Here is a 13162-nt window from a genome sequence, read left to right as displayed (position 1 = left end):
GCCACGATGCGGCACATGCGCCAGGGTCGGTCTCGCCCGTCGGGATTGGTGATCGTCAAGGGCTTACCAACCCGCCCGTTTTCTGATAGATCACCCGGCTAGGCGAAACCTTCGGGGGGCAGGTATGAGCCTGTGGGACGACATGCCGTCGTCGCTGAAGAGCGGCGGCCAGCTGGACTCTCTGGAGCCCGTGCTCGACAGCGTCGACACGCCGGTCGAGACGGAACGCACCGAGGACGACGGGTTCACGTGGCGCATCTGGACGACCACGGTCGGCGGTGACCAGCCGCTCAGCGTCGACCCAGCGACGGGGTCGTTCAGCCGCAGCCCGAGCGCCGCGATCAGCACCGGGACGCCCGTCGTGTTCCCGGACCCGCGGGTCGGGTTGGAGCTGGGCCTGCGCCTGACCGGGCCGGGCGGCGATCCCGACGGCACTGTCCGGCTGGTCATCGACACGCCGAGCGCGTTCGTCAGGGTGCCGTTCCTGCGCGGGGCAAAGCTGGACGCGCAGGGCCAGCTGCGCGCCGACCCGGACAACCCGGACGTGCGCTTCACACTGCCCGCGATACGGGTCCGGCTGCTGCGCCCGTCCGGCGGCGGCATGGAGGTCGACCTGCTGAGCAGCACCATCGGCGGCGGGCCACCGCGGGACCAGATCTTCGACTTCATCCGCATGGAGCCGCGGCACGCGCTGATCGGGCCCGGCGAGGTGGTCGGGTTCGCGTTCCGCAGCGCCACCCTCGACCTCACCGGCGAGGCCGGGCCGGCCGGGGTGCCGGCGAACGCGCGCACCCAGCCCGACGACTGGCAGGGGCTGTACCTGCCGGAGGTGCGGTTGTTCGTCGCGCCGTCCGGGCTGGAGGGCCTGGCTGCCAGCGCCGGCGTGCGCGACCTGTGGATCGGCATCGGCCGGCACGCCGGCGTGACCGGCCTGTTCGAGGCCGAGGTCGTCAACCGCGGGCAGTCGCCGACGGTGCGGCTGTCGTTCCAGGGGCCGGCGGGGGAGTGGTACTCCGTCCAGGACGGCGACCCGGTCCTGAGCCCCGTCGAGCTCCCCGACAGCGCCACCCTGTACATCAGCGCCGGCGGTGGGCTGGCGCCGTACGCCTACCGCGTGCAGGTGAACGGGGACGACCCCACGACGCTGGACCGGCGGACGATCCTGCTGCCCGCGACCGGAACGATGACGCTGGACGTGCGGGTCACCGACGCCGGGCTGCACGAGTACACCCGCACCGTCACCGTCCGCCGAGCGACCTCCGCCGGCGGCGGCGCGCCCACCCCGCCGGAGCCGAAGGAGGTGAAGCCGCGCACGCTCACCAGCACCGGCCACCGGGTCGTCGTCCTCGGGCAGACCGACACGCACGCCACCGTCGCGCTCAGCCCCGGCGACGACGGCGGCACCATCGCCTGGAGCTGGCCCGGCGGCAGCGCCACCGGGCCGACGGCGCAGATCCCGGTGGCGGCCGGCCCGCCGGTGACCGTGACGGCGACGCGTACGGTGACGGCGGCGACGGTCGCGCCGTTCAGCATGTACACGCTGTTCGACCGGCCGAAGAAGGCGGAGTTCCCGTCGCCGCCGGCCAACGACTGGACCCGCAACCCGGTGAACGTCGGCACGGCGCCGGCGTCGTCGCGGGACGGCTGGGGGAGCACGCCGTCGTTCCTGGGTGAGGACTCGCTGGCCCGGCTCGAGCAGCTGCCGAAGGACACCCCGATCGAGGTCGAGGGCTTCGCGTCCTACGAGAACAAGGACGACGCCGACACCGTCGACTGGAACCAGGAGCTGAGCGAGCGCCGTCGCGACGCCCTGATCCACCTGCTCACCACCCACCCGAGGCTGGAGTTCACGGCCGTCACCCCCGGCACCGCGCACGGCCAGGGCGAGGCCAAGGGGTCGACGGCGCCCGCGCCCGGCGCGTCGGACTGGTGGCGCGCGACCGCGACCCCGGAGCCGGCCGACGACACCGTCGAGACGATCACCGCCGAGCTGACCCGGCCGCCGGCCGAGACCGGCGACGTCGACCCGGAGCCGCAGCGCCCGCTGGTGCCGGACTGCTTCCGCAAGATCGGCGTGCGGGTCGAGCTGATCCGCGGCACCTTCGTCCGCGCCGAGGTCTACGGCGAGTTCGACGTCCGCACCGCCGCCGAGGCGCGGCTGGACGAGCACACCAGCGAGGAGCTGCCGGCCCGGACCAACCCGAGCGACGGCATCTGCACGTTCCTGGTCCGCCTGCGCATCGCCGAGGACCGCGCGAACTGGCTGGCCAGCGCGGAGTTCCGGGCGATCGAGGGCGACCTCGACGGCCTGGCGAAGGTCGAGCGGTCCGCCACCGGCTCGAACACCGCGCTGAACGTCCTGGGCGCCGTCGCCGCGCTGTCGCCGCTGCTGGCCGCCGCCACGCCGCCCAGCCCGACCGCGGGCGAGCTGGTGCCGCTGGTGGTCCTGGGCAGCGCCGCTGTCGGGCTCGGCGCGGCCGGGCGGATCCAGGCGCAGTCGGTGATCCTGCGCGGCGGCGAGCTGATCGTCACCGACGGCCTGATCGACCCGGCGACCGGCAGCGGGCCGACGACGACGCAGGTCAGCGTGCTGCTGGACCTCGAGACGGCGTTCTCGTTCGACCTCGGCTTCATCCGGGTCGACCCGGCCAAGCCGATCGTCACCCGGTACAAAGCTGTCGGCGTCCGCAGCTCGTGGGACACCCGGACCGACGGGGACGGGACCGTCGAGTACGTCCCGCTCCCGGTCTTCGACCCCAGCCGCGGCTACACCCTCGACGTCCCGGCCGGGTCGCTGGCGGCCGCCCCGCCGCTGGACTCGCTGCTGCGCGTCCTCGGGGTGAAGGTCAGCCGGCTCAACCCGACCTACCTCGAGGTCGAGGTGGGCCTCGGCGTCGACCTGGGCATCGTCGAGGTCGACACCGTCCGGGTCCGGCTCCGGCTCGACGCCGACGAGGCGCCACAGCTGACCAAGCTCGGCGCGACACTGGACATCCCCGGTGCCGTCCACGGCACCGGCTACCTCGAGATCACCGAGTTCGGCTTCAAAGGCGCGTTCGACCTGACCTTCCCGTCGGTCGGGCTGCGCGCGGCGGCGATCCTGGCGCTGGAGAGCCGGGCCGGGACGACTGGCGTGCTGGTCGGCGCCGAGGTCGAGTTCCCGGTGCCGCTGCCGCTGGGCAACTCCGGCCTGGGCATCTTCGGGTTCCTCGGCGGCGTGGGCGTGAACTACCGCCGGCTGGAGCCGACGGGCGTGCAGGCGCCGGCGCTGAAGTGGCTGGAGGCGCAGCTCACGCCGGCGCGCGGGTTCAACGTCATGCACCCGGCCGGCTGGGAGCTGGCGGGCGGTTCGTTCGCCATCGCGGCGGGCGTCATGCTGGGCACGGCCGAGGGCGGGTTCCTGCTGCACCTCAAGGGCATCGTGCTGGTCGAGGTGCCGGGGCCGCGGCTGCTGCTGATGATGAAGGCCGACGTGCTGAGCCTGCCGCCGGTGCTGAAGTCGCAGAGCAGCGCGACCTTCCTCGCCGTCCTCGACCTCGACTTCGGCCGCGGAACCATCACCATCGGCATCGTCGCCGAGTACGACGTCGTCGACCTCGTGCACATCCGGGTCCCGGTGACGGCGTTCTTCGACCTGACGGAGTCGAAGGACTGGTTCATCGACCTCGGCCGCTACGACGACCCCGTCACCGTCCGTGTGCTCGACGTCTTCAAGGGCACCGGCTACCTGATGATCCACGGCGACGGCACCACGCTGGCGAACCCGGACCTGCCGATCGTCACCAGCGGCCTGGCCATCGCCATCGGCTTCCACCTGCAGGCCGTGCTCATGGGCAGCAAGGCCGTCGGCCTGTACTTCGAGGTCGCCGCCGGGTTCGACGCGCTGATCTCGTTCGAGCCGTTCGCCATCGGCGGCAAGATCTACGCCCGCGGCGAGCTGCGGCTCTGGGTCGTCGGCGTCTCCGCGAAGGCCGAGCTGACGGTGCTCGTCGGTCGCCAGCTCGAGAACGGCGTCGAGGTCGAGCGCACGTACATCCACGGCGAGGTCTGCGGCAAGGTCGACCTGTTCTTCTTCGACATCGAGGGCTGCATCGAGCTGACCATCGGCGAGTCCGAGCCGTCGCCGCCGCCCGCGCCGCCGCTGGTGGCGGGCGTGTCGCTGGTGAGCCGCTCGCCCGCGCTGATCGAGGGCAGCGCGACGGACCGGGCGGTCGACGGGAAGCTGGCCGACGCGCTCGGGGCGGGTTCCGGAGAGCCGCTTCCCACCGTGCCGCTGGACGCCGTGCCGGTGGTGCTGTTCGACGTCCCGCCGATGGTCGCGTCCGGCGACGTCGTCCTCGGCGGCGTGGCGCGCGGCGAGTCCGGCGTCGGCGCCGACCCGTGGGTCCGCCGCGGCGACCGCTGGTGGCGCTACCAGGTGACCCGGATCGAGCTGGCCGGCGACCTGCAGCCGGACCCGCCCGCCGGCAAGACCCCGGCCACCTGGTGGGCCCGCAACGCCCCCGGTCAGAGTCAGCTGGGCCCGGCGCTCGCGCTGCTGTCCTGGCTGCCGACGCCGACGCCGCGGGCCGTGCCCTACGGCGAGAGCCTGACGACCAGCGTCCGCGAGCGCTGGGGGCACATCTGCGCCGAGGTCGCGCCGCCCGCCTTCGTGCTGTGGACGTTCGACGGCAAGCCCCCTGGCCCGAACCCGCCCGGCTGGCTGCTCGACGGCGTGCCCTGGCCGGACCCGGACGGGGCGTTCCGGACGGCGGACGTGCGGGCCGCTCTGGACGTCACCGAGGCGTGGCGCACCGGTGACGCCGTCGCCGACCTGCTGCAGGGGACCGACCCGGCGATCGTCGTCGGCGACGTCGTGCCGTGCCCGAAGGGGCGGATCCGGCTGGTCGAGTCCGTCCACGACTGGGACGCCGGCAACCCGCTCGAGTACGGCAACGGCGCGCTGCCCACCAGCGGCGACGCGCTGGGCGACGTCGTCGAGCTGATGGCCGCGGGCGCGTCGCTGGCCGACGTCGCCGCCACCTGGGTCGACACCGCATGGGACAAGGAGCTCTCGCGCACGCCGCTGCGCTGCCAGGGCCGGGTACTGCGCTCGCCGTCCGGCGACGAGCCCGAGGTCGCCCCGGACGCGCCCGAGGACGAGCGTGCGCTGGTGAAGCGGGCCTGGGAAGAGACCGGCTTCAGCCCGTCGGAGCTGGCCAACTGCCTGCGGCTGCGCTGCGACGACGGCGTCGAGGCGCTCGAGCTGCTGCTGCTCGTCTCCGAACGGATGCTGAACGAGGGCCTGACGATCGTCTGCCGCGACGCGTCCGGCGCCGAGGTCGCGCGGCAGCCGGTCACCGGCGACAGCATGGTGACCTCGTCGAACCCGCTGCCGGCCGAGTGGACCGACCCGGACCGGCCGTGGGCCGACCCGATCGAGCGGGCCGGCCGGCTCGCCGCGCGGGTCGTCGCCAACCAGCGCGACCTGCTGCTGAGCCGCGTCGTCGTCGACGTGCCCGGTCCCGTCACGGTGGTCGAGATCGGCGCCGACCGGAGCGAGGAGAACCTCGTCGGCACGCCGTACTGGCTGATCGCCGCCGTCGGGCTGACCAGCGCCGAGCGCTACCGCTTCGACTACGACAGCCGCGTCGTCACCACCGAGCGCGACCTGCTGGAGTCGACCGTCAGCCAGGACCCGACCGACGTCGCGCTGCTGGTGCCGTCGGAGCAGTACACCGTCCGGGTGAGCTGGCGGGCGGAATCCGTCCAGCAGGAGGCCAAGCCGTCGGCCACCGCGACGGAGAACTGGGGTCCCGAGGAGGTGCAGGAGTTCCGGTTCGGCGCCGACGGCCCGGACGAGGCGCCGGCCGACCTCGGCGGCTGGCTGCTGGCCAGCGCGCCGTCCATGGGCGAGACCGGCGTGCTGTGCGCGGAGCCCATCCGGATCGCGCTGGCCACGCAGAACGTCACCGCCCTGTTCGACGCCTACGGCGAGGAGCTGCGCGTCAGCGTCCAGGCGGCGTCGGGCTTCCACCCCGAGCCGCCCGGCGGCGGGCCGGCGGGCGGGGCGCTGACGCTGCCGGTCGGCGTGGGCGGGGTGCTGGGCGCGCTGACGCCGGCGCTGGCCGGGGTGATGACGCCCTGGCAGCAGGCGGCGACCGAGCTGCTCGACGAGCTGCCCTGCACCAGCAGCGGCGGCAGCCGGTCCTACGGGACCATCGTGACGCTGCCGTACGACCTGCAGCCGCTCACCGACTACCTCCTCGACGTCGAGGCCGTGCCGAAGAACGCGCCCGTGGGGGCAACCGGCCGCCGGGTGCACCGGGTCGGGTTCACGACGTCGCGGTTCGCCACGGTGGCGGACCTGGCCGAGCTGATCCGGCTGGCGCCGCGCGAACTGCGGCTGGTGCCGACGCCGTCGGGCCTCGGCTCGCTGCCGGTCGCGCCGGCCGGCGACGTGCTCGACGCGGCGTACCAGGCGGCCGGGCTGGCCGTGCCCGAAGTGCCCCGGTACCCCGTCGTGCACGTGCTCTGGTCCGGCGACGCGGTGCCGCAGCCGGTCGCCGTCGTCGTCGAGAGCAGCGAGGCGATGTGGCGGTCGCGGCCGATGCCCGCCGTCGTCGCCGGGCCGCCGGACCCGTCCGCCGGACCCGGGCACCAGTGGTGGGCCGCGGTCGAGGCGGACTGGCTGTCGCTGCAGCCGAGCACCGCGGTCCCGGCGGGCGGTGATCCGCCGCGGGCCGGCATCACCCGGCTGGTCCGCGGGCCGGGCGGGACGCGGGCGGTCGTGCTGCTCGCACCCGGCTCGCGCGGCGCGGAGCTGCGGCTGGACCTCGTCGTCGCCGGCGATGCCCTGGCCGGCAGCGCCGAGCAGCGGGCCGAGGCCCTGCGGATCGTGCTGGACAAGGCACCGTGGGAGGTGGAGGACTGATGGCCCGTCGCATCGCCTGGCCCTATTGGTTCCGCGCGGAGTCGGCCAAGCTCGTCTGGCCCGCCATCGCCGACCTCCAGCTGACGCAGATCCGCCAGCACGGCGTCGACGTGGACCCGCGCGTCCTCGAACGCCTCAAGACCATCCGCGAGCTGCGGCCCACCGAGATCCAGCTCCGCTGGGCCTGCGCGAAGGAGCTGGGCGTCCCGGCCGAGCCGTTCGTCGTCTGGCGCCGCGACCGCCGCGACGAGCCGCGCGAGGTCGACGTCCGGCAGCGGCTCGCGCACGGCGGGCTGGCGCTGTCGTGGGGCCGCGTCGCCGCGTACGTCGAGGTCGAGTGCGACGTCATCAACCCGACGCGCGCCGTGGGGCTGCTGGTGACCCGCGGCGGCATCGGCCTGCGCGAGACCGTCGGCGCCGACGCCGTCCCGCCCGGCGGCGGGTCGCGGGTCACGCTGACGGTGCGCTGCCCGGGCGGCACCCGGGCGCTGCTGGTCAACGGGTTCAACCCGACGGTCCGGATCGTCACGCTGCAGCGCGTCATCGAGGACGACGGCTGGAAGCCGTTCGAGCGGGTCGGACTGCCGGTCGACGACCCCTGGCCCGGCACCTCCTACGACACCCGTGAGCAGGGACTGGCCGACGACCCCGTCGACCCGGTCGAGGCGGCGATTCGACGGCTGCAGCGCGGCGGGCCGCCGCTGGGCTGGTACCCGGTGACCAGCACCGCGCGGACCGCCCCGGTGTGGGTGCCGCCGGACTACGAGCGGCTGCTGAAGGAGGTGCGCAGCGAGACGCTGCCGCGGATCGAGCGCATCTATCGTCCGGCACTGCCGCCGTGGCAGCAGCACGAGGTTCTGGACACGTCGCCGGTCGACGGGCCGGAGGGGTCCTCGCTCCCCGCGACCGCACAGCTGCCGCCGTTGTCGCTGCTCACCCTGCCCGCGGCCGGCGATCCGTTCCTCGCGCTGGCACTCGGGTTCGGCACGTCGTACCTGGAGGAGCCGCGGTTCGACCTGCCCGCCGTCGGCGGCGACGACCTCATGGTGACCGCCGACTACACCGACCTGCCCGACCGCAGCGGGCCGGCGACGATGGCCGCGTACGTGCCGTCCGCGCCCCGGCACGTCTCGACCGCGACGCCGACGACGGTGACGGCGGTGCGCGACGGGCTGGGCGCGCCCGAGGTCGTCGACGGGCCGTGGCGCGAGACGATCCGGGTCTCGTGGGACCGGCCGGAGCCGACGGCGGCGCTGGGGCAGGGGACGGGCGCTTCTCTGGCGCGGTTCTCGTCTCCTTCCGATGTCGGGGCTGAGTGCCTGCTGCCGGTGAGGGCGGCCGGTGACTTCCGGCCGCTGCTGCCGGTGCCCGACGGCGAGCGCGGCGAGCCCGGCTTCCGCCGCACCGGCATGGTCGACGCCGTCGCCGAGATCTCGATCGGCAGCGGCGGGCGGCAGCCCGGCTACCCCGTCGCCTGGCAGGACGTGTTCGGCGTCTGGTCGCGCTGGCAGGACGCGCTGTACGCGGGGACGGAGCCGGCGCCGCCGCGGCCCCGTCTGGTGGCGATGGCGCTGACGTCGGTGTTCGCGGGCTCGCCGGTGTGCCCCGCCACGCTGGAGCTCGAGGTCGCCGTCGGCTGGGAGGAGCGGACGCCGTCGGCGCTCGAGGTGCGGGCGGTGCTGTTCCCCATGCTGTCGTCGACGACGTCGCCGCCGGCCGGCGTGACCCCGTTCGGGGCGGCGCCGCCGGGGTGCTTCCGGCGCGACGCCGTGCTGACGTTCAGCGGCGCGACGTTGAGCGGGGGCGCCGGTGTCACCGTCGAGCACCTCGACTCCGCCGGCGAGAACGTCGTGGCGCCCGGTCCGGCACAGGGTGAGGAGGGGCGGCGGTACCGGCTGCGGTTCGCCGTCCCCGTGCTGGACTTCGCCACGACGCAGCGGTGGGGGATCGCGCTGTGGACGCGGACCCAGCTGGCGATCGGCATCCCGTCGGGGCTGTCGCCGTCGGCCGGGTCGCCGGCCCTGACCAGCGCCGCCAGCCCGGTGCCGGTCGCGCCGATCCCCCCGCCGCTGCCCCCGGGCGTGCCGATGGGCAGCGCGCCGGACGCGCAGGGCCGGTCGCACGTGCGGGTGCACTGGTCGGTGCCGGGCGGGGCCGACCTGGACCCGTCGCGCGGCGTCATCGTGTGGGAGGTCGCCGAGACGTCGCTGCGCCAGTCCGTCGGCCTGCCGCCGCAGGCGCCCGAGGGGACGCTGCCGGGCGTGCGGCTGCAGCAGCTCTGGGACGCCTACGACGCGCTGTCCCAGGACCGGCGCCGGGCGCTGTTCCGCCGGCTGACGGTGCTGCCGGGGTCCTCCCGTGAGGCCGACGTCCCGCTGCCGAAGGGGTCGGCGGACATCCACCTGTTTACCGTCACGACCCTGTCCCGGTCCGGCGTCGAGTCGCCCTGGCCGGCGCCGACGGCCGGGCAGGACGCGCACGAGCACCTGCAGGCGGTCGCGGCGCCACGGGTGCGGGCGCCGTCGGAGCCTCGGGTGGCCTCGGTGATCGGCGCGGGCGGGACGGTGACGCTGTCGCTGTCCTCGGAGAGCCGGATCCCAGTGCGCGAGTTCCGGGTGTTCCGGTCGCGGTCCGCGGTGGCGGCGCGGTCGTACGAGTCGATGGGGCCGCCGTTCGCGGTCGTGCCGGCGGTGCCTGCTGGTGGGTCGGCGTACGCGGCGGAATGGTCCGGTCCGTTCGACGCCTCCTGGGACGACTGGTTCGTCCGCGCGGTCGCGGTGCCCGTCGACGCCGTCCCGGTCGAGGCGGTCCGCGGCCGGCCGTCGCCCGCCTGCGAGCCGGTGGTCGTCACCGTCCTGCCGGCGGCCGGTCCCGACCTGGCGCCGCTGGTGGCGTCGCCGCTGGGTGCCGGCTCGCTCGTGCTGGTCACGACGTCGACGGCGGCGCCCGCGCGGGCGGTGGGGCTGGGCAGTCACCGCGTTTCGGTGGAGGTCGCCGGTCCGGGAGCGGGCGGGATCGCGCCGGCGGCGCCGTTGCCGCTGGAGTCGGTCCCGGCCGGTCCGGTGGCCGACGGCGCCGGCGGACCGCCCGCGGGGGCCGACCCGGGCGCGGTCCTGGTGTCCGGTCCGCGGTCGGGCGGGCGGACGCCGCTCGCCGTCTGGCTCACCCGCGCCGACCCGCACCAGCCCCTCGACGTCGTCGTCCGGCTGGCCGACCCGCTGAGCCGGCTCACCGAGCAGCGCGTCACCGTCCCTCCGGTGGCCGACGAGCCGCCGTCGCTCGAGCTGATCGACGTCATGACGATCGTCGGGCGCGGCGTGGTGCTCCGGATCCGCTCCGACGCCGACATCGAGGCCGAGCCGCCGTACGTGCTGCTCGTCCAGGCGCAGCGGACCCGCCGTCCGTTCCCGATCGCCCCGCCACCGCCGCCCGTCCGTGCCCGCTTCGAGCTCGACGACATTCCCACCCGGGCCGGCGGTTTCCCCGCGGGCACCGTCATCCAGGCCGTCCGCGTCACGACGTCCGAGCCGCACGAGTACCAGGTGCTGGTCCAGCTCGCCCCGCCGCTGCTGGTTACCCTGACCCTCGTCGCCCCGGACGGCGAGCGGGCCCAAGTCATAGTGCCGGTGCCCGGCCCGTAGGGTTGCGCGGGTGAGTGCTGCTCTTCGATGGTTCCGGATCGCCGCGATAGCCGAGGCCGTGTCCTGGGCCGGCCTGCTCGTGGGGATGTTCTTCAAGTACGTCGTGGTCGAGAACGAGATCGGGGTGCAGATCTTCGGGCCGATCCACGGCGTGATCTTCCTCGCCTACGTCGGCACGGTGCTGGCGGTCTGGCGGGCCGAGCGGTGGAGCTTCTCCACGACCATCCTCGGCCTGGCGTCGGCGATCCCGCCGTTCATGACGGTCTGGTTCGAGCGACGGGTCATGAATCGAGAAGCGCGGGCCGCGGAGGCCTCCGTAGCCTGACCGGCATGACGGACGCCTCGCCGGTCAACCGGTCGTACCGCGAGGTGCTGCGCGACCGGCGGGTCGCCGGGCTGCTGGTGGGCGACCTGCTCGCGCACGTCGGCACCGGCATGATCATCGTCGCGATGCCGGTGCAGACGCTGGCGATCCACGGCAGCATGCCGAAGGCGATCGCCGTCGGGCTGGTCGAGGCGGCCCCGTTCGTGCTGTCGACGATGCTGGCGCTGGCCATCGGGCTGGGCCGGGTGCGGGTGCCGCCGCGGACGCTGCTCGTCGCCGACTGCGTGCTGCGCTCGGCGACGTTCGCCGTGCTGGGCTGGCTGTCGCTGGCGGGTCGCCTGACGCTGCCGGTGCTGATCGGCGGACTGCTGATCGGCGCGACGTTCCGCGTGGCGGGGTCGAGCAGCCGCCGGCTGCTGGCCACGTCCATGGCGGGGGAGTCGGGCCGGTTCGCCGTCAACGGCCTGCTCGGGGTCAACCAGACCTTCGCCCTGTACATCGTCGGGCCGGTGGTCGGCGGCCTGATCGTCGCGACGACGAGCGCCGGGGTCGCGCTGCTGGCCGATGCGGCCGGGGCGCTGATCCTGCTGGTGGCGGTGGTGCTGACCGTGCCGCGGTCGGCGGGCGACGACGGCGGCCGCTCGCGTGCCGCGGGGGTCGAGTCGGGCTGGCGGATCCTGCGCCGCCGCCCGGTCGCGGCCCGGCTGCTGGTCGTCGTGTTCTTCTTCGACTTCTTCTACATGCCGATCGCTGTGGCGCTGCCGCTCTACGTCGGCGACCCGCTCGGCGGCGACGCGTCGTCGCTGGGCCTGTTGTGGGGTGCACTGGGTGTCGGCGCCTTCGTCGGTGCCACGCTCGTCGACCGGCTGCGCAACCTGCCGCAGCGGCACCTGCTGATCGCGATCATCGGGCTCTGGGCGCTCTGCCCGATCGCGCTCGCCCTCGTCGACGACCTCACGGTGGCGATGATCGTGTTCGGGCTGGGCGGGCTGGTGTGGGCGCCGTTCACCCCGGTCGCGTACAGCTTCCTGCAGTCCGGGGTGGCGGCGCACGAGCAGCAGCAGGTCGTGACGCTCTGGACGACCGGCACGATGCTCGCCGCGCCCCTCGGCCTCGCCGCCGGCGGCCCGCTGATCGAGGCCGCCGGAACGGCCGGCGGGCTGGTGATCAGCGGTGTCCTGACCCTGCTGTTGCTGCCCGTCGCGGCCCTCGCCGTCCTCCGTCGTTAGCTGACCGCCCTCGGAGATCGTCCAGGATCACTGGTGCCATCACGCCAGTGATCCTGGACGATCTTGGATCGCGGCCGGGCATCCCGGCCGGCAGGTACGGATGGTGCCGGTCCATCCGCGGGCGCTGAGGACGCGGGCCTGCTCGGTCGCGACCCCACACGGGTCACCGAAGACGTCGGCGTGGCCGTACCGGAGCGTCACGTGACCGTCGACGGTGGCCCGGTTGTCCCGGCGACGGTCGCGAAACCGGCCCTCGCCGGTGTGCCCGACCCGGCCGTCCAGCTCCACCCGCACCTGGTATTCGGAATAGTCGACGTCGACCCAGGTCACGCGCCGGCCCTCGACACGGCGCTGCCGGCAGCCCGCCGGCAACCCATGGGCGCGTTCGACCCGGCGCAGGTGGTGGAGCTCCAGCGCAGACTGGGCGCCGTCGGCGACATCGCTGAGCATCGCCTCGACCATGCTCCGCCGGCGGATCCGCTTCCGTTGCCGCAGCGCGAGCGCCAATCGCCGAGGTGTGGTCAGACGGCGTTGGCAGGCGGCCGTCACCCAACCCTCCGCCTCACCCGGGTTCGGTGCGGCGTCGACCAGGTCCAGCACCGTCGCCTCGACCCGAGTCCGCGGCGGGGTCTTCACCGGGTGCCGCGTCAGCGCCAGACGGCGCGAGAGATGGACCCGAACCCCGTCGATCCCGGCCTCGACGTAACGGCCGGCGGGCACGGTCACGTGAATGACCGGGCCCGGGTCGTCACACAGGCCGTCCAGGTAGGCCGCGGTGCGGTGGCAGGCAACGGCGCCGGTACCGGCACGCAGGATCGCCGCCCATACCCTGGCCTCGAACTGCAGCGGTCCGGTGAACGTCGCATAGACGCCGGCGTGCACGCGCTGCCATCTTCCGGTTCGAAGCAGCCAGCGCAGCGCGTCCGCCGTCATGCCGGCAGCCAGCGCCTGGGCACGGCTCACCACGCCGAGCTGGACGGCTGCCTGGCGATCGAGATCGGACACCTGCTCAGCCTGCGCGGCCAGACGGGGCTGCGCCAGACCCATTCCGTGA

The 13162-nt window shown here is 74.5% G+C and carries 5 protein-coding genes; 4 read left to right on the top strand and 1 reads right to left on the bottom strand.

All coding sequences use genetic code 11. The features are described 5' to 3' along the window. Positions 1 to 124: 124 nt before the first annotated feature. From HD601_RS28910 to HD601_RS28895, 4 genes are read left to right on the top strand one after another with little or no spacing between them, the layout of a single operon-like run. Positions 125 to 6913: a DUF6603 domain-containing protein gene (locus tag HD601_RS28910; RefSeq protein WP_184827844.1), complete on the top strand. Its 6789-nt coding sequence runs from the start codon at positions 125 to 127 to the stop codon at positions 6911 to 6913. Continuing rightward, on the top strand, positions 6913 to 10554 hold the full coding sequence (locus HD601_RS28905) for a hypothetical protein (protein ID WP_184827842.1): 3642 nt from the start codon (positions 6913 to 6915) through the stop codon (positions 10552 to 10554). The genes HD601_RS28910 and HD601_RS28905 overlap by 1 nt, the downstream gene beginning before the upstream one ends. Positions 10555 to 10564: 10 nt before the next feature. Next, positions 10565 to 10879, top strand: coding sequence for a DUF3817 domain-containing protein (locus HD601_RS28900; RefSeq protein WP_184827839.1), 315 nt, complete (start codon positions 10565 to 10567; stop codon positions 10877 to 10879). A 5-nt stretch (positions 10880 to 10884) separates the two neighbouring features. Next, positions 10885 to 12108: an MFS transporter gene (locus tag HD601_RS28895; RefSeq protein ID WP_221441406.1), complete on the top strand. Its 1224-nt coding sequence runs from the start codon at positions 10885 to 10887 to the stop codon at positions 12106 to 12108. A 39-nt stretch (positions 12109 to 12147) separates the two neighbouring features. Here HD601_RS28895 and HD601_RS28890 read toward each other — a convergent pair whose 3' ends face one another. Beyond that, on the bottom strand, positions 12148 to 13155 hold the full coding sequence (locus HD601_RS28890; protein ID WP_184827837.1) for a type IV toxin-antitoxin system AbiEi family antitoxin domain-containing protein: 1008 nt from the start codon (positions 13153 to 13155) through the stop codon (positions 12148 to 12150). Positions 13156 to 13162 lie beyond the last annotated feature (7 nt).

Origin of the sequence: Jiangella mangrovi, assembly GCF_014204975.1 — a bacterium.
GTDB lineage: Bacteria > Actinomycetota > Actinomycetes > Jiangellales > Jiangellaceae > Jiangella > Jiangella mangrovi.
This window is presented reverse-complemented; position numbering and strand designations above follow the sequence as displayed.

Excerpts from the sequence above, each read along its gene's own strand:
- HD601_RS28910 (WP_184827844.1), top strand. The coding sequence starts at position 125 with ATGAGCCTGTGGGACGACATGCCGTCGTCGCTGAAGAGCGGCGGCCAG.
- HD601_RS28890 (WP_184827837.1), bottom strand. The coding sequence starts at position 13,155 with ATGGGTCTGGCGCAGCCCCGTCTGGCCGCGCAGGCTGAGCAGGTGTCC.
- HD601_RS28905 (WP_184827842.1), top strand. The coding sequence starts at position 6,913 with ATGGCCCGTCGCATCGCCTGGCCCTATTGGTTCCGCGCGGAGTCGGCC.
- HD601_RS28895 (WP_221441406.1), top strand. The coding sequence starts at position 10,885 with ATGACGGACGCCTCGCCGGTCAACCGGTCGTACCGCGAGGTGCTGCGC.